Origin of the sequence: Candidatus Kaelpia aquatica (assembly GCA_030765335.1) — a bacterium.
Classification (GTDB): Bacteria; Omnitrophota; Gorgyraeia; order Kaelpiales; family Kaelpiaceae; genus Kaelpia; species Kaelpia aquatica.
The window spans coordinates 33,931-55,491 of record JAVCCU010000025.1; the positions used below are offsets into that span (position 1 = coordinate 33,931).

Genomic DNA, 21,561 nt, shown 5'->3' on the forward strand with positions numbered 1-21,561 from the left:
TTATATTATGGTATAAATATTACAGGAGGTAGAAGGGCTTGAGAAAAAGATTATGAAGAGAACAAAACTTAACAACATTATTCTCTGTATTATCGGTGCTCAGGAGGGGCATTGTCAAGATAGATTAAGGAATTCAAATAAACGGGTGTTTAATTTGGTAAAAAAGGAGGAAGTTAAAATGAATAAAGCATTAGTAATTCTTGTGTTAGGCATGTTGTTTATAACTCAGCTTGCATCTGCAGCAATTAATCAAACAGGTCAAATCGCAATAAGTTTAAGGTTGGGTCAGGTGATTAACGAACGAGCTGATCAGGAAATTGAAGGTGCTCGCGAAATAAATGGAATCGCTGCAGGTATTGACGCTGGTACCATAGCGGTAACCGATAGAACTGTAGCAGAAAACGAAGGAGCGGCTTTTCTTGATTTTGTAAATAAAGTAAATGGTTTAAGCGATGAAAAAACTAATGATGCAGTTGAAATTAAGCAATGTGCAGCTATGGCATTGAATGGTTCTGAATTAAGTTTGCCAGCTGAAGCAGTCGATGTGTTGGCTGGTAAGTGGTCTGATAATCTTGATAGCATGCTTGAGGAATTACAGAAAGCAGATCAGGTGTTAGACGATGATACGATGACTGCAGTTATGAATATACAAGAATAAATATTACGGATGCTGGAGGCCTAAATAGGCCTCCAGCTTAAAAGGGGAGAGTATTATGAATAGAAAAAAGAAGATGTTTAAAACAAGGCAGCAAGAGTCTTTTTTTTATTCAATTAATAAAATCTTAATAAAAGATTTCATTAGCATTGTTGTTGCCTGCTCAATGCTTTTTGCTAATACTATCTGTTTGGCTGGCGATGAAGCTGAGACAGTACATGCTGATGGTGTATTCACAACTATGCCTATGGCCCCTGCGGCCAGCGATCTTATGGGTGTATCTTTGATTGACCAGACAGAAATTGTTGCAATAGAGCGGGTAGGAGTATTGCGCATAGAAGAGTTTAATGTAGGTTTTCAAGTAACATATATGCTTAACAATGGTGCCAAGATGCTACAAAGTTTAATCGTTTATCTTCCTATTAAGCGTGATGAAAATGAAGCGATAAGTGTCCCCGATGTCTATATCGAAACTCCTGAAATATCTGAAGCTGGGTTTCGTGGTGAATCTTGGAATATAAATCCTGGAGATGATTCTATTGGTTATCTTGAGATAGTAATTGTTAATAATGGAATTAACCTTATTACAGAGTATGCTCCGATTACTGATACGGCGATGGGTATTGAATTTACATATGATGGAGCTACGCGTGGCGTTTACAACCATGACCTTGATGATATTGATATGCTTAATCAATGTACATCGATTGTGAAAACATTAAATTTCTTTCTCAATCTCGAAGATTTTGATAGCAACAGTGCTAGCCATAGCGTTGAAAATCCTTCGATTGATAATCCTTCGGTTGATAATGAAAGTAACTCAATTTTAGATCATTTTCAAACCTTTGCGTTGCGTTTTTTTCCTGCACTTTTTCTTGGAGGCACTTTAGCTTATGAGATATATCTCCAACAGCAGCGTTGGATTAGGAGGAGTAATGAATAGAAAAAAGAAGATGTTTAAAGCAAGGCAGCAAGCATATTTTTTGTATTTAATTAATAAAATCTTAATAAAAGATTTCATTAGCATTGTTGTTGCCTGCTCAATGCTTTTTGCTAATACTATCTGTTTGGCTGGCGATGAAGCAGTTGCGGATGTTGGAAAAACGGTTTTGCCGGAATTACGCGGTACCCTAGAAGATATTGCGGAATGTTTTGGTCGAGCAATAACCACAGATGATGTTACTGTAATCGAAAGAGGTGGAGAACTAGGTAACTTGCCATTTTTAAGTGAATTAGATTTACCTAATTATCTTAGTGAAGGTGCTCTCGGTAATTTACCTATTGAGATAAGGGACTATAGTCTCGGAGACCTTAGTTTAAGTTCTATAGCTGGCATTGAAAGCAATCATCAGAGTACATTAGCGTGTACGAGAAATGGTGAACCAGAGTGGGCAATTAGGCGTAGCGTTAAAGATGGAGAAGTAAGCTTTACTGTTATGTGGGAAGAAGAGGGTGAGTATACAGAGTTGGCAGTTGATGCAGACGGCACTATAAGAAGAGTAATGCATGTAAGAACTTCTGGAGATTATAGAGGAGTATATGTTTATGAAAGTGATGATCCTGAAGGTTATGGACAGATTTTAATATCTGATTGGGATAATTCAATGGCTAACCCAGCTAACCATAATCTCCCTTATACAGAAGAGGTTCAGGATAGATTTGATAATTATTTGGATTATCTGCCTTCTGTTGAAGAATTTTTCAGCGATACGGCGACTTACATAGCAGAGACACCAGAAGAAGATAGAGTTAATTCCGATTTAAATGTTAGGGCAATTCCATACATTGTTTGGAATGAAAATATGGTAGATGATACTCCTGCTGATGCATTTGTGCACTCAGGGGGCACAGTGGTGTTTGCTCAAGTCGACATTGATGTATCTAAAGCGGAAGCTTTTAAATCAATCATGGATGAATTTTACAGATCTCTTGAGATTCTTGCAGGAGAAGAAGGAGGAGCAGGAGGAAGCGCAGTCGACCCTACTGTAGATGCTCAGGTAGCTTCTGAGTGGATAGGAGAATTTGCACATGATGCATTAGGAGAGGCTTTTGAAATATATGGAGTTGCAGGTGCTATGATGGCAGCCGTTCTTGATACCTGGGCAGTTGCTACGAGTAGCTTTAGATTTTGTTTTGATTTTACCAAAGCTTATGAAACGTATACACCTGTAGTAGTTGATCCTGTGACCCTAAACTATTACTTTGATACACCAGAAATTGATGCAACTCAGCCGCTGGATTTCAGTGATCAAGATTTTGTTGCGGGTCTATTCGGAGGCCATCTAGAAGCTGGCAATATTGATCAAAGTGAATATGATGCCATTTTAGCGCAATATGAGTATTTCCGTCTTCTATCTTTGGATTATAACGATTCAGCTTTTGGTGAAGCTTTTGGTACTCCAGTAGCATTCGATCCAGTTAATTATGGTGAACAGGTTGAGGTATATGTTAGCGATTTTAGAGATAATGGTAATATAGGTGCGCTAGAAAATCTTGCAGAAAGAATGGGACTGTATAAGTATGCATTTCTTACTTGGCTTGAGAAACGATATCCCCAGTTCTTGGTTGATGACGGCACTGCTATAACTGCAGGTCAGATTAGTTTTTCTCCAAAATGGGCTCAGTTTGATGTGGCCGATGCGCTTGGTCTAGTAGCTACTATCTATACTCTTAGAGTCGAGGCGCTTAGCATGCTAGGAGGTGTATTAAAAGGAGCAGGTTGGGTTGCTAATAAGGCATCTTGGGTAAAGGTGGCTCAAGCACTAAATACATATTCCGCTTCTCTTAATGGAGCAGCTCTTACATATGCTGGATTTAGTGAATACGCCGCTCTCCGGGGTATAAGCGAGCACAAGATTTTAACAGCATTAGGCTTTGCCCCAGGGACAGGAGCTGCTTACGGGCTTATAAGCAGGGCTGTATATTTCTCATTAGTTGGGCCTGCAACACAAGCTCTCAATGGCGATCCTATGCCTGAAACATTTCAGAGTTATCTTTATGGTATTGGCGATCAGTTTGCAACCGGTGTTATATATTCGGGTATGTTTGGCTATGTTATGCCTCTTATGCAAGGGGGAGCTGGAGGTTCTATATTGCTTGCAAACTTAAAAAACCAAGCGATGTTTTGGGTATCAGAGATATATTTAGAAGAATACTTGCTTCAAAAAGCAGCAGAAACCATACATGATAGATATGATCCTAGGGGTTGGGATACAGCTGTTTTGTGGGATAAAGAATTTTATGGCAATTTGGCTGAAATATTTAATCCTTTGGAGATAATGATGTTGATTGGGACAGATATAAAATCAGGCACTCATGGTGGAAGAAATACTGTACTAGCTGTGGGAGGTCTGTATGCTTTAGGATTAATAGTTGAAGGTTTGGAGCGAGCAACAGGCGTAAAGCTTTTTGGAGGTTAATAGAATGAAGATTAATATGAGATATAATACAATTTTAATAATCACTATAGGGATGTTTTATACTATGGTTGCCTTAGAGTGTTCCGGGGCGGAGAATAATTTTTTAGATACATCTTCACTTTTCCGCTCTTTTGGCTCTGTTGTTCAAGCCGAGATTATGCTTCCTTTTAGTTCAGACGGTTCTGTTGTTGCAGATAATACTGAAAACGATGTTCCAGCAGAAGATTTGCTTTTTGCTTCAAATATAATCGAAATGTTTATAGAGGGTTCATCATTAGCGGATCTTGGCCTGGATGCATCCCAAGTCGAGCTCCTACAGTTATATTTTCCTGCATCGTTTGCTCTTATGCCATTTGCGCAAGAAAGGCCATTGAGTTTTTTGAACCCCGTCGTTTTATATGATGGCTCAAGACGCATTATTATAACTGAATCTATAGAAAGAGAGCCGATGCGTATTGATGATGCATGGGAAATGGAATCCGTTAACGCTATCTTTGTTAATGTCAGGGATGTAGATGTTGATAGCGGGGCAATCATATACAGTACGTATGCATTTAAAGCCGAAGATTTTGACTTTTATTATGGCAACAGCGTAGATGCGATTTTATCTTCTTTGGAGGGGAGAGTACCATATGCAATGCAATCTTACATATATAACCAGGATGATGGTTTATTTGATGTAGAGGCTGCTTATTTTTCAGAAGCAGGAATCGACATTATTCAACAGGGAAGAGTATCACTTCATGAAGATGGTTTTGTTTGGTCTGCTGCTGAAGGATCTTTTAAATTTTATTTTGATGAATCAAACAGTACGCTTAATATAGAAAATTATTTGCTTGATGAAATGATTAGTTCTACAGCTATTCATTGTGACGAAGATTCTGGAAGTATAATAATAAAAGAAGGTGATTATGAAATCATCATATCTGATGTTGAGTTTTCACAATCTTTATACGATGGATCTATTGTAGCATATGGAGATGATGATGGATCAATACAAGATGGTGTATTTACTTATTATGAGATTAAGCATTGGACAACTATCATGAAGAATGATGAGTTGGTTGAATCTTGGTATGACATATCTCATACTGCAAACGATTCTTCTTATAGAATTAAGATTTATTCTCAGAGCGCTGATAGTTCCTCCCCAGAATTTTATGCTCTTCAATATCAGGAAATAGGAGACGATGCTGCTTCTATTCGTAAATATGCTATTGAGCAAGACGAAGAAGAAGGCTTGTTGTATCGTAAGGTTTTTCATGTTTGGGATAGTTCCTATGCTCCAGGCAGTAGTTCTAGAATGTATTATATTGAAGATACGCCTGAAGATTGGCAAAATGCAAGCTGGTTTTTGCAAAGCGTTATCGATGAGCATTGTCAGCTTATATGTCAATCCGATACTGTTGTTTCTGCGGGAAAGGATGGTGATATTGTTATAACAAATAATGCATTTTACAACAGCGTCACTATAACAAGTGATTATGACGAGAGTATTCCTGGAGGGTTTCTTCAGCTTATAGAGAGTTACAGAGAATATCTATCCTCTAACCATCTTTTGAGTCGACCTGAGGTTGAAGAGGTTATAAATATAACCACTACCAAGGTGTTGTATCAAGATATTCGTTTGCCATATACGAGTCAGTTTTTAGAAATGATAGATAAAAATACAGGCTCAAATCATCTTAGTAGTTTAGAAAATAAATCCGAGATTAAGATAAATATTGTCAATGAGGTTGCACGAGCATATCTAGAAAGAGGTATAAGTTTCTTTGGTTCTGCTTGGTCTTTACCTTCAGGGTTTACTCAGTTTTCTTTCGAATTTAGAAGCCTTATTCATAATACAGTTGTTCCTGAGTTGCAGGGCATGGTCCCTTATGAATGGGATTATGACGAGGGGATACTAATTTTGTATCCTGATAGTGATAGTTAAGTTAATGAGTAAAAAGGTTTTATTTGTGTATAGCCGTGCTCAGAATTTTAGAAGAATCATTAGTCTCTTAGTGTACTTAGTGGTACAATAATTTCAAATTTAAAAGAAAAATTGAATCTGTATTGTTTATTGAATTTTGATATTTTTTTAGAACAATGATATTGTTATGAAAATAAATGCATTATTTTTTGTTGCTATAGTTTGTTTTTTTATAAATTTAAAATTTGCTCATAGCTCCCAAAATACTCAAGAATATAAAGTGCTTTTGGAAGAGTATGGTTTGAATTCATACCTCACGACAGATAATATAGATAGGTTGCAAGATTTTTCCAAATATGCAAAGTCTAAAGGAAAATTGCTAGACCTTTATCTGTTAAATTATTCTGAATTCCTAAAATTGTGTAAGAGCAATTTCTTTTTTACCATAGATGAAGAAGAGCCTAGTCAAGTATGCTTTTATGATAAAGAGATAGATGATATTGATAAACTCTACAATGCTTGTGGTGGATATATTGTTTCTCTCCCATTGGTAAATATAGTAGCACGGCATGTTTACCAAGATAGCAAAGGTAGTCTATCCCAAAATAACATTTTTGTAATATATCTTTTGCACGAAGGTGTCAATTTTTCTTTATTGCAACATTTATTGGATAATATTATTGAAAAAGCAGGAGGGCCTTCTGCAGTTGTTTATATAGATGAGCTTGGGTTAATACCGGAAGACTCTGTCAATAGGTATAGCCAGGCTTACAAGATAAGCGAAAAAGAATCATTCGAAAAAATAAAAAATTCTCTTAAGAACGATATAAAATCAATAAGTATGGGCCATACTATTTATGATTCAAACAAGCTTTATGCTCAGATATATAGCTATTTCGCAAAACATAAAATCGACTCTAATATGGAAGATCTTTCTTATGATAATTGGAAAAATATAGTTGCATTTGATAAGTTGAATTTATGGAGAAAAAGTGCGCGTTTGTTTTTAATGGGTGCGGTGAGAGCATGTATAGAATCTTCTCAAGAGTTTGTGTTTGGATTCATGTTGTACAATAATATAATGCGTGATGCTAATTTTTCAAATCAACTAAAAGCATTATTGTCTGATAAAAGTGGCACTACATTAATTACTATCCGTGGTCTTGGTCATTTTGGATTTGAAAAAAAATTGATAGAGGATGCAAATGTAAGTGTTTGTATTTTAGGCGACGAAGGAGACTCTTTCTTTACGCTAACAGCGCTCCGTGAAAGGTATATGATTTATCAAGTTAATGAAGTGATTTTAAGTAATGAAGAGGAAGATAGATTGCTATTAAATAGCGTACTTAGTTTTCTTATGTTTAATTATTTGATAAAATATGGGATAGAAGACAATTACTATGATGCAATGAAAAGTACGATAGCATTATTAACGCCTCTATCTTTAGCACAGCTATATGCACTTCAAAGCAAACTATTTTATGAGTTGCAGGCAGGAAATTTCTCTAAAAATAATATCTATGAATTTATTTACAATTGGTGTAAAAATCAAACATTTATAAAAGAAGAGAACTAATCCTTTGGAATTATTTTTGCATCACTCACCAAGTTTTATTAAGCAGTTGTTGTAATTATACGAACATAGGCTGGGTTTCGTTAAAAAAACTAAATCAAGTGATTCTATTGTTTTTTTTGTTTACTTTTTTACCCCCATAACTTTAAAAAGTAGTGATAAAATTTGACAGCACTTATTTTGTATGGTACAAATATATTAGGTAAGAAAGGTGGTAAAGCAGAAATCAAGTTTATATAAGGAGCGGGCAAATTGAACTACGATGGAATGGAAAGAAGGCAGTGGACTCGGGTCGATATGAATGTTCCCCTTAAATTCAGAGAAGTAGGTGAATTCAGCCGTTCTCCGCTTGATTCAGAGACAAGAGATATAAGTGAAGGTGGCATAAGATTTGCGACTGATAAGTTTCTTCCAAAAGATAGTAAGCTCGTTATAAACATAGATTTCCATGATATTCCAGCTGTTAAAGCAACTGCTAAAGTTTCTTGGTCGGTAAGAGATTCTCATACCAGCATGTATGAGATAGGTGTTGAGTTTGATACTATTCCTTCAGAAGCAAGAGTTCAACTTTCCAATATCGTCAGAAAAAACTTAAATTAAGATCTAGATCTATTCTTTCTCTCTAACTCTTTTTTCATCTCCAACTCTTTCAGTCTTTTTCTTCTATCCAAATCGTATTTGTCTATTTTCTTATTCAAAGCCTGGCGAGATATTCCAAGCAGATTTGCAACCTTAGATTTATTCCACTTAAGTTCATATAGTATCTCAGTCAATATCTTCTGTTCATATATCTCAACTACGCCTTTAAGCGTCTTATCTTTTACTGCCACTAGTTTAAGGTTTACTCCTCCAGACCTTAACTTTTCAGACAGGTCGCTGGGCAGTATATGAGGCCCCTCTGATAGTATTACAGCTCTCTCTATCTCATGCTCTAATTCTCGTATATTGCCCGGCCAGTCATACTCTAGGAGATATTTTATTGCATCTGGCACCATGTTTTTTATGGATTTCTTATCATTCTTATCGGCATATAGTCGCAGGAAATGCTCTGCTAAGACCGGGATGTCGTCTCTCTTGTCTCTTAGCGGTGGAATTGGGATATCTATGACACAAAGCCTGTAAAAGAGGTCTCTTCTAAACCCGCCTCTCTCTACCTCTTTTTCCAGATTTCTATTTGTTGCTGCTACTATTCTTACATCTACAGATATATCACTTGTTGCTCCGACTCTCTTTATAGTCCCTTCCTGTAAGACTCTTAAGAGCTTAGATTGCAGGCCTGGTGAAACCTCGCTTACTTCATCTAAAAAGAAGGTTCCTTTATCGGCTGCTTCAAATAAACCTTTCTTCTCAGCTATTGCTCCGGTAAATGAGCCTCTGATATGACCGAATAGTTCTGATTCAAGTAATGTCTCAGTTAGGGCTGAGCAGTTAACAGCTATAAAAGGAGCATTTCTTCTTTTGGAGTGATAATGAAGCGCTTTAGCGATCAGCTCTTTACCTGTTCCTGTCTCACCTCTTATTAAAATCGTACTGTTTGTATTTACAACCTTTTCCATGATTCTGTAGACTTCTTTCATGTGACTGTTTGTACCTATTATCTCTGGAAATGGATTCTGATATTCTTCCATACTTAACTCCTCCTTAACTTTGTAGGCAGTATTTTAAGTCTTTCTCTGTATTTAGCTACTGTCCTTCTTGCAATAGTGATTCCATCCTCTTTCAAAAGCTGCGTAATCTTATTGTCGCTAAGAGGTTTCTTGGAATCTTCCGCTACAACTATATCTTTTATCTTCTCCTTGATTAATTTACTTGAAATGCCTTTCACATTGCTTGAGAAGAAATCTCTTAATTCAAATATCCCAGAAGGTGTATCGATATATTTGCCATTTACAGTCCTTGAGATTGTGGATTCATCTAATCCAGTGCTCTCTGAAACCCTATTTAGAGTTAAGGGTTTGAGTCCGGCCTTTCCCTTTTTAAAGAACTCTTTCTGGTGATTTATAATAAAATCAGTAATTTTGATTATAGTTTTTCCTCTCTGCTCCATTGCCTGAATAAGCTCTTTCGTTGTTTTAAGCTTATCTTTAAGGTATCTCTTTGTCTCTTCAGGCGTTGAGGGATCCTTTAATATCTTAAGATACTGCTTATTTATCCTTATTTTTGGAATATCTCTCTTATTGGTTCTAATCTGATATTTGCCGTCTGGTGCTATATCTAAAAATACTTCTGGTATTGCATAGTTGGGGAATGCGCTAGTATAATTTCTGCCTGGTTTTGGATCCAAGCTTTTCAGCATCTTTAAGAACTCTTCCATCTTCTTATCGGTTATCTTTAGCTCTTTCTCTATCTTCTTGTAATTATGTGTGGCAAGCTCCTCCAGGAACCGCTCTATTATCTGCTGGAATATTTTTTCTTTTAACCCTTTCCTTGCAAGCTGTATGGTTAGACATTCTTTTAGATCTCTGGCTCCGATTCCAGCAGGTTCAAAATCCTGAACTATTTTTAAAATTTGTTCACATTTTTTATTTGAAACTTTTAATTTCTCGGCTATCTCAAGCAGGGCTATTTCAAGATATCCGTTGGGGTTTAAATTTCCTATTATCTCTTCACCTATTAAAAGATTATTAACGCTTATCCTCTGCATATGGAGCTGTTTTAAGAGGTGTTCTTGGAGTGTCTCAGGTTTTGTGACTAGACTTTCAATGTGCGCTCTTTTTTTAGCGTCTTCCTGACCAAACTTTTCAGACCTCTTCTCCCAGATATTGTCTTCTTGAAATTCAAATTTCTCTTCATCGGGTATCTCGGGTACTTTCTCTTCTTCGATCTCAAGAAGCGGGTTCTCTTCGAACTCTTCTTCTAGTTTTTCTTTAAGCTCTGTGATTGGCACTTGAAGAAGGTTTAATAGCTGCCAGAATTGAGGCAACAGCTTAAGTTTTAGCGCCAAGTGCTGTTCAAGGCGGGGGATCATTCTTTCCATAATTTATTGGGTTTAAAATACATTATCTTAAAAGTCTTTAAGTCCTTATTCAATAAACTCTTCATTGCTATTCTCTATTGCCTTAAGCGTCAGAGGGTTTTTTCTTGCCACTTCTGATGAAGTATTACATTGGGAACAGGAGATTATCTCCCCGATTTCAGGTCTAAAATCAAGAATTATCTCTTCACCGCAAGCGGGACATATTGCAGTGAGCTCTTCCATTCTTATTCCTCCTTTTGCTTGACTGGTTCTTATATTCAACATCCTTTAGTCTAACATAAAAATTGAGGGCTTCAAATAGAAATTAGCAGAGATTTGTTTAAATTCAGGTAAAACAGTTAAAACTTTAAGAGCACTACCCTTGATTCTCTTTACAAAATCTTAAATTAGTCTATAATTAACTCATCATGCGTGACCTTAAGAGATTAATTTTAAAAAAAGATGCGCTAATTTCTATTATAGGGCTTGGCTATGTAGGTTTGCCTTTAGCTGTTGAGTTTGCAAAGAAGGGCTACAATGTTTGCGGAATAGATATAGATAAAGAGAGAGTTAAAAGTATAAATAGAGGCAAGTCCTATTTAGTAGATGTAGATGATAAAATTCTCAAAACTTTAGTTAAAGAGAAGAGATTAAAAGCCGGGATTAGCTATAATGTTATTGCTAAGTCCGATGCTGTAATTATATCTGTACCTACCCCTTTAAGGAAGACCCAGGAGCCCGATATATCTTATGTTATAGCTGCTGCTGAGGAACTCAAAAAATATCTTAAGAAGAATACAATTGTTGTCTTAGAGAGCACAACTTATCCTGGAACAACGGAGGAGATAATACTGCCTCTGCTCTCTAAGGGAGGCCTAAAGGTAGGGCGCGATTTCTACTTGGCTTTCTCTCCTGAGCGAATAGACCCGGCAAATAAGAGATATAATACGAAGAATATTCCAAAAGTTGTAGGGGGCTGCACCAAGAGATGTCTTGAAGTTAGTAAGGTGTTGTATGCTCAAGTTGTAGGAGAGGTTGTAGCTGTATCTTCTCCCAGAGTTGCTGAGATGGTTAAACTCCTAGAGAACTCTTTTAGGGCTGTAAATATAGCCTTAGCTAATGAGGCGGCTTTAATATGTCAAAGAATGGGAATAGATGTTTGGGAAGTTATAAAGGCAGCAGAGAGTAAGCCTTTTGGTTACATGCCTTTTTATCCCGGACCTGGTATCGGGGGCCATTGCATACCGGCAGACCCGATGTATCTTGTCTGGAAATCACGGCTCTCTGGATATGAGCCGGATCTTATCCGCACAGCTCATAAGATAAACTCTAGTATGCCTCAGCATATTTTAAAGCTAGTCAAGGATGCACTTAAAGAAAGAAAGATAGCCCTAAAGTCTGCTAAAGTATTGATTGTAGGTGTAAGCTATAAGGCAGATGTTAATGATATCAGGGAGTCTCCTGCTATAGAGATTATGCGGTTACTTGATAAGAGTAAGGTTAAAGTTGAATTCTATGATCCATTAGTGAAAGAGCTGAAATTAAAGAGTAAGAAACAAAAGTCCATTAATTTAAATACAAAAAAAATAGCAGAGCAAGACGCAGTAATTATTGCTACGGTTCACAGCTCGCTAGATTATAATATTTTCAAAAAGGCAACTCTTCTTGTAGATACAAGAGGAGTGATAAAGTGGAAAGGTAAAAATCTAATTAGGATATAAAATGGCAAATTGGTTAGTTACAGGCGGCGCTGGATTTATAGGTTCTAGTATTGTAGAAGAGCTCTTAAAGCGGGGAGAGAGCGTTAAGGTCTTCGATAATTTTTCTACTGGAAAAAGAGAGAATCTCGTTTTCTCTAGCGATAATATCTCTGAAGTTATAGAAGGAGATATCAGGAATGTAGATTTACTTAAGAGTGCTTTTAAGGGAGTAGATTATGTATTACACCAAGCAGCTATGCGCTCAGTGCCTAAATCTTTTCATAACCCAGGAGAGTATGACGAAGTCAATGTTAAGGGCACTATGAATGTTTTACTTACAGCTAAAGAGACTGGTGTTAAGCGTGTTGTCTTCGCATCTTCTAGCTCTGTCTATGGAGAGAGAGAAGACTTACCCGAAAGAGAATCTGATCCACCCAATCCACTCTCTATCTATGCTGCTACAAAGCTTAATGGAGAGTATTATTGTAATGTTTTCTCAAAGTTATATGGAGTTGAGACTGTTGTTTTAAGATATTTTAATGTTTTTGGTCCTAAACAGTCGCTAGAGAATAAATATGCGGTAGTAGTCCCTAAATTTATCAACTCTTTTATTAAAAATGAGTCTCCGCCTATATATGGAGATGGACTTCAAAGTAGAGATTTTACTTACATATCAAATGTTGTTAATGCAAATATTCTTGCAGCAACTACAGAAGGTGCGAGTGGTGTATTTAATATTGCCGGAGGTGGAGCCAATACAGTTCTGGAGCTATTTGAGATTATAAAAGGTTATTTTAAAATTGAATTAAAACCTAAGTTTGAATCTTTGCGGATTGGTGACGTTAAACATACCCTTGCAGATATAACAAGGGCAAATAATATTTTAGGATATAGAGTAGGAGTTGATTTCAAAGATGGTGTTAAGAGAACTATAGAATGGTTTAAGGAGAATACCGCATGAAAAGGGCTGTTGTTACTGGAGGTTGCGGTTTCTTAGCATCGTACCTATGCCAGAAACTAATTGAAGATGAATTTGAAGTAATAGCCGTTGATAATCTTATTACCGGGGATTTGAAAAATATAGAACAGATAAGCTCTAATCCTAGTTTTAAGCATATAAAACATGATGTCTCTAAGTATATAGATATTCCAGGCGAAGTTGACTGGGTATTCCATTTTGCTTCTCCGGCATCTCCGATAGATTATTTGAATTATCCTATTCAGACTCTTAAAGTCGGAGCATTAGGTACTCATAATACTTTAGGTTTGGCTAAAGATAAGGGTGCAAAATATATGCTTGCTTCAACTTCAGAAGTTTATGGCGACCCGCTTGTAAATCCCCAGCCTGAAGATTACTGGGGCAATGTTAATCCTATCGGGCCTAGAGGGGTCTACGATGAGGCCAAAAGGTTTGCCGAATCTATGGTTATGGCCTACAGCAGAGTGCATGGTATGGATACCAGGATTATAAGAATATTTAATACCTATGGCCCTAAGATGAGATATGATGACGGCAGGGTTGTACCTAATTTTATCGCTCAGGCATTGAGAGGGGAAGATTTGAGCATCTTTGGTGACGGAGCTCAGACTCGCTCATTTTGTTATGTGGATGATCTAATAAGAGGCATTTTAGCTCTTATGAAAGTTAAAGAGCATGAGCCTGTTAATTTGGGAAATTCCCGGGAGCTGAAGGTCATAGAATTGGCTGACATTATTCTGGATATTACAAAGAGTAAGAGTAAGAAAATATTCTTACCCCTTCCTCAGGATGATCCTAAATTAAGAAGGCCTGATACAGCTAAAGCAAAGAGGTTACTTGATTGGAAAGCAGAAGTATCTTTAGAGGAAGGACTTGCTAAAACCATAGAATATTTTAAAGAAAGACTTTCTCTTGATTAACAAAATTAAAGGAGTATTCAAAAAACAGCAGCTCTATTCCCAGGCGACGATTCTATTTTTAGCTGCTTCTTTGGGCAATCTCTTTAGTCTATTGTATCATTTTTTTATGGTCCGGGCGCTTAGCCCTCAGGATTATGGTGTTATGAGCACTCTTTTTGCCTGCACCGCGTTTTTTGCTATGCCTACAGGAAATATTCAAATTACGCTTACCCGTTTTATAGCACGCTATCACGGTATGGGCTCTAAATCAGCAATAGTAAGGCTGCTTAAAGGTATCTCAGGAAGAATATTTCTTTTAGGTGCTATTGTTGCAGCGGTGATATTTATAGGTGCACAATCTATAGCTAACTATCTGCATATAGATAGTCTTATGCCAGTCTACAGTATGGCAGGTGTGGTTGTGGCCAGCTTATTATTGCCAGTTACTATGGCAGGCTTGCAAGGCTTGCAGCATTTTTTCTCTTTAGGTTTGAGTATGATCTGTATGAATCTAGGAAAACTTATATTGGCCGTTGTTTTTGTTTGGCTAGGTTTTGGTGTAACCGGAGCTTTAAGCTCTTTAACTGCAGGAGTGCTTATAGGCGCTATTATTGCTTTCGCGATTTTAAAAATCTCTATCAGAAATCTGAATTTCAAAAAAGATACTAATATAGACGTTAATTTCAGAGAGATATATCTTTATATTTTACCAGTTAGTCTTGCAACGCTATCTTTTGTGATGTTGACTCATTTAGACCTTATCCTTGTTAAACATTTCTTTACCCCCCTTGAAGCAGGGTATTACTCTATAGCGCAGATGATAGGCAAGATGGTGCTATTTCTTCCGTCGGCGATATGTATGGTTATGCTGCCAAAGGTTGCAAGCTCTCATGCTAAAGAAGAAGAGACGATAAGCCATCTTAAACACTCTACTATTTACATAGCAGCACTTGTTATCTTTGCGGCCTCTGTGATTATAGTATTTCCGGAACATATGGTAAAATTATTTACAGGTAAGGCTTATCCTCAGTGCTACAATTTAGTAAGACTCTTTGCTATAAGTATGGGGTTTTTTGCCATATGTTTTAATTTCCTGCTCTACTATTTATCTTTAAACAGGATAAAGCTTATGACCCCCTTCCTTATCGTATTGGTTTTAGAAGCGAGTTTAATATATTTATGGCATAATAGTCTTAGTCAGATATTGGGTATTGTTATAAGCGCTGCTGTTGTACTATTTTTAGCAAATATAATAATAATTAAGAAAAATTTTACTTAATTAAGTTGACTTAAAATAACTTTTCAAGTAAATTATTAACACTTAAGCAGAAATAAGGAGGTGTTTAGATGGTAAAGTTTGTTGTGTTGATTTTAGGAGTTCTTTTTGCAGTATTGGGTGTCATAGGAGTAGTTGCTTGGTGGCCGAATTTTCTTATAGTATTAAAAGGTGGAGGCTGTCCTTTCTTGGCTTTCATTGGTGCTATTATGGCAATAGCTGCGGTAGGTGAAATTAGAGATGCTATAGCTAGAAAGAGAGAGGAAGAGAAAGAGCCTCAGGAAGAATCAAAGCCAGAAGCAGCTGAAACTCAAGAAGTGACAGAGCAGCAGGAAGCACCCCAAGAAGAGCCCAAACAAGAGTAGGTTAATTAAGATATGTTTTACAGGGGGGTAATTTTAAACCCCCCTTTTTTATTTTTATACTATGAAAGTAGTAATCAAACACATAGAAGATCTTTATCAATTCTTAGATAACTCCGAGATTTATCTGGTGGGTGGATTTTTGCGAGATCTAATCTTAGGCAAGAAAAGAGATTCTCTTGATTTTGATTTTGCCTCTTCAGGCGATGTTAAGTTAATATCTAAAAAGTTTGCAGAAAGTATAGGCGGGAGCTGGGTTAGCCTCGATGATTTTAATCGAATCTATAGGGTGGTAGTAAGAGAAGATCCTGTAGTTCAGTATGACTTCTCTACCTTAAGAGGAGACGGCATAGAGGAGGATCTAAAGAGCAGAGATTATACTATCAATGCCCTAGGTCTTAAGGTAGAAAAAAAAGATCTAGACACTAAAAATTTAATAGACCCTTGCGGGGGCTTGGATGACTTGGATAAAAAGATAGTTCGGGTTATTTCTGAAGATAATCTGCTATCTGACCCTCTAAGGATCTTGAGAGGGATGAGTATTGCTAGCTATCTTGACTTTGCTATTGAACCTCTAAGCTATGCATTGCTAAAGAAACATTCTGGTCTTATTAAAAGTATTGCCGGGGAGCGGATAAGCTTTGAGCTTTTTAGACTCTTTAAGGGCAGTTCTTCTTATAAACACGTTCAGACATTACATGAACTCGGGGTTTTAAGTATTATATTGCCAGGTTGGGCAGGATTATCTAGTCCGGATCCCGGTCCCTACCATCATCTTCCGGTAGATCTTCACTCTATAGAGAGCTTAAAGCAGTTTGAGTCTTTGCTTGAATATTTAGCTGATAACTCAAGAGTTCAAGATTATTTAAATGAAAAGATAAGAGAGAATCGAAGAAGAGTTGAGATTTTAAAACTTGCAATCTTACTACATGATATCGGTAAAGGCCCTGCTTATTTTATAGACAGTGATGACAAGATAAGATTTACCGGCCATGAGAAGCTAGGCAGAGAGATGGTTGATGAAGTGGCTCTTAAGCTTAAGCTCTCTAAGAAAGAATCTACAATGATATCCGATATGGTTTATTATCATTTAAGGCCAGGCTGTCTTATTGAGTGTATCCATGAATCTAAAAAAGCGAAATTCAGGTATTTTAGAGATACAGCTTCTGAAGCTGCTTCAGTTATGCTGCTCTCTATAGCAGACAAGAGTGCTACTTGCGGAGAGTTGTCCGACTTAGATGATATAGCTAACCATAAAGAGGTTTTGTTGGATCTAATTGAAGAGTATTTTGATAAAGGTGAGGAGATAATACCGCCTAAACTGATAGACGGCAATGATGTAATGGAGGCCTTAAAAATAGAGCCGTCTAGAAAAGTAGGCCAGATTTTAAAAGAGATTCAAGAGAGACAGGCATTAGGGGAAATCAAAACCCGCGAAGATGCAATAGGGTATATAGGTAATATCAAGCCTTAAATTTGACGTATATCTAGACGTGTGGTATCTTTGATGTAAGGGAAGGGGCAAAAATCTATTATGAAAAAGCGTATTTTATTTATTATGTTACTGCTTTTTTTATCTAGTATCTCATTGGATGAATTTCAGAATATTCCGCTGAATTGTTTCAGGAGATTGAGGGCAGATGGTAATATTAATTTTTATCAGATAGTCCAAAATATCTTAATGGATTTAGAAGGAAGAATTACAAATGTGGACAAGGTTGTTGTATTTGATGAGCTTCGTTACGGAGTCCATGGTGGTATTTCCTGGAAGACATTGCAAATATGTTTACTGATGAAAATCAAGTGATACGTGTAACCAATGTACCTGTAGATGAGAGTGGAATGATTGCATATCAAACGAATAGTAGTTTGGGGGTGATGTTTCCTGGTCAATTCCGAGTCTGTATAGGTGAAGAATATGCAAATAAAAGAGCAGATGTATTGTTTTCCAAAGACCAGGGTAATAGCATGGTAGTGTTGCGAGTTGAAATAGATGGACAAATTATTATTGATGAGACGATGGTTTCATATCTTGTGAATGAAAATGGAATCGAACTTTATGCCCCATCGTGCAGCAATAATGTATTTGGGGTAGAGCCTTTTCAGGATTATTTTTACTTTAGGTCTAGGAGTTCTGAAGGCGATAATGCCTTGTATATTGTAAATCAGCGTCTTTCTACCAAAGGGGGATTCATTCTTTTCAGTAGAACTTATGAGGAAATACTTTCAGATCAACTTGCTAATGCCGTTGTGGTTGTTAAGGTTGAGCGAGAATCGCAATCCGAGCATGATTTTATAGTTTCGGTGATCGTTGTTGAAGATAAGGAAGGTAGGCCTATTTTTGATAAATTCGGCAAATCGATTGTATATCATTTCCGGGGTGTTTTAGAAAGAGATCGGTTTCTGAGCTACTCTCTGGAATTAATCAAGGGGTCTGAGTTATAATTTTACCAATTCTCATTGTGATATTTGCCTATACTTGCAATTTATTTATATTCCTTTTACAATTGATGGTATGGAGAGGTGTGAGAGCGGCCGAATCAAAACGACTGGAAATCGTTTGACTTGAGAAATTAGGTCCCTGGGTTCAAATCCCAGCCTCTCCGCCATTAATCCTTCCTCAAATATAATTTTCTTATCAATTTGACTAGATGTATTTGTATGGTATAAATATATTATCAATTGATAAAGAGGGGGTTAATATGAAATGTAATAAGCTTAGTGTTGTTTTGGTGTGTTTTATTCTCATAGGTTCTGTTGTTTTTATTCCTGGTCATGCTTATGCCAGAAGAATAAAAGACGATAGTTCAGAACTATCAACAGAAGATTTAATTCGTATTTCTAATGCTGTTGATTATTTTATTGAACAAGACAGCATGAGAGTCGAAATGTCAACAGAAAATAGAGAAAAATATATAGATTATCTACAGAAATGTAATCTTCAAACCTCAGAAAGGAATATACAGTTGTTTGCAAGATTGAACAAGTCATCTGTTGATGCAGGTTTTAATCTTGAACATAATGCACCTTCTTATCCTGGAAATACATTTGATGTTCTTAAATCTCTGACAGAAACAGGCATCGTAACCGAAGATAATCTACCTCAATTAATAAATTTAGGCATAACATCTGCTGAAGCAGGTTTTCATCCTTGGCATACGTTCAGAGCTCTTGAATTTCTGGCAAAAACAGGTATCTTAATCGAAACTAATCTACCTTAGGTAATAGATTTAGGCATAGCATCTGCTAAACTACGTCTTAAGCCTTGGGATATATTCAACGTTCTTAAATCTTTGGCAGAATTAGGTGTCTTAACAGAAGATAATCTATCTTTGATAATTCTCAAGGATTAATAAATAATATAGCTATACCAAATGAGTATGATCAAGTTCTTATATCTACAACTGAAGTAGCTCAATCCAATAGGCCTCAGATACGAACAGAGATAAAACGATTAATTGCTAATAAAATTATTATTACTCAGAATGTTCAAGAAGAATTTCCTACAAACAGTATTTACGATATAACTGAAGTAGCTCTCTACTGGGAAAAATAACCTTGTGCCCAAACTGTGCCCATCTTACATCAAAACATCCGTATGCAAACGTAGGCAAACGTAACCATTCGCACTCGATAAATCCTTTACAAAGCAGTGGTTTGCAGCATAGTTTGTTGATATATAAGGAGTTAAGTGATTTAGCTTGATAGAATCCCAGCCTCTCCGCCATTGTTGACGCTCAGTCGAACCCTGTTCCTCAAGAAGGAGTGGAGTTCGCTGTTTTTGGGGCTCTTTCAGTGGTAAGCTATGAACCTTGATTATCTTGATAAGAGCTTTTAGAAGGCTTATTTGAGCCTCTAGTGGGGGCGGCGAGGTGCGTTCTTTCAGCGACCTTAAAATAAAAAATCGATGTCGTGGTCGTAGGGAAAAATCGAGAAATTGCTAAAATCAGCGTAATATGTTGTATTTATTGGAGTTATAGCTATTTTAAGCGTGCTCTATAGATTCAAAATAGCCCGAAAACCGGACATTTGCCATGTCGTATTATCGTGTTTTGGTGAGTTACAGCAAGTGTGAAGAAAGTATATTCTGGGGTAATTTTCTACACACCCAATGTAATCAAAGTGATAATAACAAAACCTCTTATTATCATTTAACGCCATAAGTGACAATAAAAGATTTTCTTATTACCATTTGGGGCGGCTTGCCATGTTTGAAGATAGAAATAATAATAAAAATTTTCTTATTGACATTTAAGTGTGTAAATGATAATATATGTCCATATTCAGGTTGAATATTAATAGCGTAGGTTTGTTAAGAATAATTAGAGGTGACATATGTTTAAAGCTGGAAATTACAAGCAACAATATGAATACAAAAGTTTTTTGCCATCGTTAGTTAACGTTGATTATCAGTGGGAGGATAGGCAAATTGTTGTTTTATTAGAAAACGCTATGCGTTATCTGGGGGAACTCAATGCCTATTCAACGCTAGTTCCGGACGTGGATTTTTTTATTCAAATGCATGTGGCAAAAGAAGCTACGACGTCCAGTCGTATTGAAGGGACAAGAACCAATATTGACGAAGTTGTTTTGCCTGAGAATGAAATCAGTCCTGAAAAACGTGATGACTGGGCAGAGGTTCAAAATTATATCAAGGCAATGAATTTTGCTATTGATGAGCTTGATAAATTGCCTTTATCGATGAGGCTGCTCAAAGAGACGCATAAGAGATTGCTCTCAGGTGTAAGAGGTCATCATAAACTTCCGGGAGAAGTAAGAAGAAGCCAAAACTGGATTGGCGGATCAAGCTTAAAAGATGCTTTTTTCGTTCCGCCACACCATGAAGATTTACCGGATTTGTTGACCGACCTTGAAAAATTTTGGCACAGCAAGGAAATCAATCTTCCTCGTTTAATTCGGGTTGCCATCAGCCATTATCAATTTGAAACGATTCACCCTTTTCTGGACGGTAATGGCAGGGCAGGACGACTTCTTATAACTTTGCAATTAGTTGATATGGACATATTGAATAAGCCTTGTCTCTATCTTTCAGATTTTTTTGAAAGAAATAAGGGGTCATACTATGATTCATTGAGTGTAGCAAGAGCTTCAAATGATCTTGACCAGTGGATAAAGTTTTTTCTTTCAGGAGTCATTGATACAGCTAAGAATGGGAAGGAAACTTTAGAAACCATTGTTAAGCTCAGAAAACAATATGATGACAAAATTATAACTATGGGAAGAAAAGCCAAGCCAGCTCAAAAACTGCTTTTGTTCCTTTTTTCGCATCCAATTGTTTCTATCGGGCAGGTCTCTGATCATTTAGGAGTAGGATTTTCCGCGGGCGGAAGATTAATAGCGGATTTTCAAAGAGTCGGATTTTTAAAAGAAGTGACAGGTTTTTCTAGAAATAGGTTGTTTGCGCTGTCGGAGTATTTATCGTTGTTTAAATAGCAGGGTATAGGTGTATATGACAAAAACAAAAAGCAGAAAATCATCTGGAATAAGTGCTTGGTGGAAGAAAAGTAAAGGTATTGAGCAAAATTAACAGGGATAAAGTATATTAATTAGAAAGTGAGTTAGGAGTTTTAAAAAATAAGAATGCCAAATTAATCAGAGAGCTTATGAGTGCTGCATCTTCACGATGAGGCTGTTTTATAACGTTTGGATTAGACTAGAAACGCAAAGCGGATAAATCTATCTCTTATAACTCATTGTCTCATTGTATGAATCTAAATGTTCTTAAAAGGTGGTTTTATCCACCAAGCAGCAGTTATAATATAACCCAATTAGCACTATGCTGGCAGGATAGTGCTGTGCCCCAACTGCG

The 21,561-nt window shown here is 36.7% G+C and carries 19 protein-coding genes and 1 tRNA gene; 17 read left to right on the plus strand and 3 right to left on the minus strand.

Features of this window, described 5'->3' with window-relative positions; translation table 11 throughout:
- The first annotated feature begins 52 nt into the window (after positions 1-52).
- The 6 genes from P9X27_04390 (at position 53) to P9X27_04415 (ending at position 8,159) form a co-directional block, all read left to right on the plus strand.
- Positions 53-658: a hypothetical protein gene (locus tag P9X27_04390; GenBank protein ID MDP8253623.1), complete on the plus strand. Its 606-nt coding sequence runs from the start codon at positions 53-55 to the stop codon at positions 656-658.
- Positions 659-713: 55 nt separating this feature from the next.
- A complete protein-coding gene (locus P9X27_04395) occupies positions 714-1,598 on the plus strand; it encodes a hypothetical protein (protein ID MDP8253624.1) in 885 nt (294 codons plus the stop codon).
- Positions 1,591-4,074: a hypothetical protein gene (locus tag P9X27_04400; GenBank protein MDP8253625.1), complete on the plus strand. Its 2,484-nt coding sequence runs from the start codon at positions 1,591-1,593 to the stop codon at positions 4,072-4,074. The genes P9X27_04395 and P9X27_04400 overlap by 8 nt, the downstream gene beginning before the upstream one ends.
- 4 nt (positions 4,075-4,078) lie before the next feature.
- Positions 4,079-6,007: a hypothetical protein gene (locus tag P9X27_04405; protein MDP8253626.1), complete on the plus strand. Its 1,929-nt coding sequence runs from the start codon at positions 4,079-4,081 to the stop codon at positions 6,005-6,007.
- 166 nt (positions 6,008-6,173) lie between these two features.
- On the plus strand, positions 6,174-7,562 hold the full coding sequence (locus P9X27_04410; protein ID MDP8253627.1) for a hypothetical protein: 1,389 nt from the start codon (positions 6,174-6,176) through the stop codon (positions 7,560-7,562).
- Between the two features lie 249 nt (positions 7,563-7,811).
- Entirely contained in the window at positions 7,812-8,159 is a 348-nt protein-coding gene (locus tag P9X27_04415) for a PilZ domain-containing protein (protein MDP8253628.1), read from the plus strand.
- Here P9X27_04415 and P9X27_04420 read toward each other — a convergent pair.
- The 3 genes from P9X27_04420 to P9X27_04430 are packed head-to-tail and all read right to left on the minus strand — an operon-like array spanning position 8,156 to position 10,758.
- Complete coding sequence (locus tag P9X27_04420) at positions 8,156-9,187, minus strand: sigma-54 dependent transcriptional regulator (protein MDP8253629.1); 1,032 nt, start codon at positions 9,185-9,187, stop codon at positions 8,156-8,158. The two genes, P9X27_04415 and P9X27_04420, sit on opposite strands and share 4 nt — an antisense overlap.
- A 2-nt stretch (positions 9,188-9,189) precedes the next feature.
- A complete protein-coding gene (gene rpoN / locus P9X27_04425) occupies positions 9,190-10,536 on the minus strand; it encodes an RNA polymerase factor sigma-54 (GenBank protein ID MDP8253630.1) in 1,347 nt (448 codons plus the stop codon).
- A 45-nt stretch (positions 10,537-10,581) separates the two neighbouring features.
- Positions 10,582-10,758, minus strand: a complete 177-nt coding sequence (locus tag P9X27_04430; GenBank protein ID MDP8253631.1) for a lysine biosynthesis protein LysW — start codon at positions 10,756-10,758, stop codon at positions 10,582-10,584.
- A gap of 185 nt (positions 10,759-10,943) precedes the next feature.
- Here P9X27_04430 and P9X27_04435 point away from each other — a divergent pair, with 185 nt between their 5' ends.
- The 11 genes from P9X27_04435 to P9X27_04485 all read left to right on the plus strand — a co-directional run bounded on the left by P9X27_04435 (position 10,944) and on the right by P9X27_04485 (position 21,185).
- The gene (locus tag P9X27_04435) at positions 10,944-12,236 is read left to right on the plus strand and encodes a nucleotide sugar dehydrogenase (GenBank protein ID MDP8253632.1); all 1,293 of its coding nucleotides are present in this window, start codon (positions 10,944-10,946) and stop codon (positions 12,234-12,236) included.
- A gap of 1 nt (position 12,237) precedes the next feature.
- Positions 12,238-13,176, plus strand: coding sequence for an SDR family oxidoreductase (locus P9X27_04440; GenBank protein MDP8253633.1), 939 nt, complete (start codon positions 12,238-12,240; stop codon positions 13,174-13,176).
- A complete protein-coding gene (locus P9X27_04445; GenBank protein MDP8253634.1) occupies positions 13,173-14,114 on the plus strand; it encodes an SDR family oxidoreductase in 942 nt (313 codons plus the stop codon). Before P9X27_04440 ends, P9X27_04445 begins: the two co-directional genes overlap by 4 nt.
- Positions 14,107-15,372 (plus strand): oligosaccharide flippase family protein, encoded by a 1,266-nt coding sequence (locus P9X27_04450; GenBank protein ID MDP8253635.1) that lies wholly within the window; start codon positions 14,107-14,109, stop codon positions 15,370-15,372. The genes P9X27_04445 and P9X27_04450 overlap by 8 nt, the downstream gene beginning before the upstream one ends.
- 68 nt (positions 15,373-15,440) lie before the next feature.
- Positions 15,441-15,734 (plus strand): hypothetical protein, encoded by a 294-nt coding sequence (locus tag P9X27_04455; GenBank protein MDP8253636.1) that lies wholly within the window; start codon positions 15,441-15,443, stop codon positions 15,732-15,734.
- A 61-nt stretch (positions 15,735-15,795) separates the two neighbouring features.
- Complete coding sequence (locus tag P9X27_04460; GenBank protein ID MDP8253637.1) at positions 15,796-17,205, plus strand: HD domain-containing protein; 1,410 nt, start codon at positions 15,796-15,798, stop codon at positions 17,203-17,205.
- Between the two features lie 60 nt (positions 17,206-17,265).
- Entirely contained in the window at positions 17,266-17,538 is a 273-nt protein-coding gene (locus tag P9X27_04465; protein MDP8253638.1) for a hypothetical protein, read from the plus strand.
- Complete coding sequence (locus P9X27_04470; protein MDP8253639.1) at positions 17,514-18,176, plus strand: hypothetical protein; 663 nt, start codon at positions 17,514-17,516, stop codon at positions 18,174-18,176. Before P9X27_04465 ends, P9X27_04470 begins: the two co-directional genes overlap by 25 nt.
- Before the next feature lie 72 nt (positions 18,177-18,248).
- Positions 18,249-18,340: transfer RNA gene (locus tag P9X27_04475), tRNA-Ser, on the plus strand.
- Positions 18,341-18,433: 93 nt separating this feature from the next.
- The gene (locus P9X27_04480; protein MDP8253640.1) at positions 18,434-18,952 is read left to right on the plus strand and encodes a hypothetical protein; all 519 of its coding nucleotides are present in this window, start codon (positions 18,434-18,436) and stop codon (positions 18,950-18,952) included.
- Positions 18,953-20,066: 1,114 nt separating this feature from the next.
- A complete protein-coding gene (locus P9X27_04485) occupies positions 20,067-21,185 on the plus strand; it encodes a Fic family protein (protein ID MDP8253641.1) in 1,119 nt (372 codons plus the stop codon).
- Positions 21,186-21,561 lie beyond the last annotated feature (376 nt).

Bases quoted from the DNA above. Each gene is read 5' to 3' on its own strand.
- P9X27_04390 (MDP8253623.1), top strand. From the start codon at position 53: ATGAAGAGAACAAAACTTAACAACATTATTCTCTGTATTATCGGTGCT.
- P9X27_04395 (MDP8253624.1), top strand. From the start codon at position 714: ATGAATAGAAAAAAGAAGATGTTTAAAACAAGGCAGCAAGAGTCTTTT.
- P9X27_04400 (MDP8253625.1), top strand. From the start codon at position 1,591: ATGAATAGAAAAAAGAAGATGTTTAAAGCAAGGCAGCAAGCATATTTT.
- P9X27_04405 (MDP8253626.1), top strand. From the start codon at position 4,079: ATGAAGATTAATATGAGATATAATACAATTTTAATAATCACTATAGGG.
- P9X27_04410 (MDP8253627.1), top strand. From the start codon at position 6,174: ATGAAAATAAATGCATTATTTTTTGTTGCTATAGTTTGTTTTTTTATA.
- P9X27_04420 (MDP8253629.1), bottom strand. From the start codon at position 9,187: ATGGAAGAATATCAGAATCCATTTCCAGAGATAATAGGTACAAACAGT.
- rpoN (MDP8253630.1), bottom strand. From the start codon at position 10,536: ATGGAAAGAATGATCCCCCGCCTTGAACAGCACTTGGCGCTAAAACTT.
- P9X27_04430 (MDP8253631.1), bottom strand. From the start codon at position 10,758: ATGGAAGAGCTCACTGCAATATGTCCCGCTTGCGGTGAAGAGATAATT.
- P9X27_04435 (MDP8253632.1), top strand. From the start codon at position 10,944: ATGCGTGACCTTAAGAGATTAATTTTAAAAAAAGATGCGCTAATTTCT.
- P9X27_04440 (MDP8253633.1), top strand. From the start codon at position 12,238: ATGGCAAATTGGTTAGTTACAGGCGGCGCTGGATTTATAGGTTCTAGT.
- P9X27_04445 (MDP8253634.1), top strand. From the start codon at position 13,173: ATGAAAAGGGCTGTTGTTACTGGAGGTTGCGGTTTCTTAGCATCGTAC.
- P9X27_04455 (MDP8253636.1), top strand. From the start codon at position 15,441: ATGGTAAAGTTTGTTGTGTTGATTTTAGGAGTTCTTTTTGCAGTATTG.
- P9X27_04460 (MDP8253637.1), top strand. From the start codon at position 15,796: ATGAAAGTAGTAATCAAACACATAGAAGATCTTTATCAATTCTTAGAT.
- P9X27_04465 (MDP8253638.1), top strand. From the start codon at position 17,266: ATGAAAAAGCGTATTTTATTTATTATGTTACTGCTTTTTTTATCTAGT.
- P9X27_04470 (MDP8253639.1), top strand. From the start codon at position 17,514: ATGTTTACTGATGAAAATCAAGTGATACGTGTAACCAATGTACCTGTA.
- P9X27_04480 (MDP8253640.1), top strand. From the start codon at position 18,434: ATGAAATGTAATAAGCTTAGTGTTGTTTTGGTGTGTTTTATTCTCATA.
- P9X27_04485 (MDP8253641.1), top strand. From the start codon at position 20,067: ATGTTTAAAGCTGGAAATTACAAGCAACAATATGAATACAAAAGTTTT.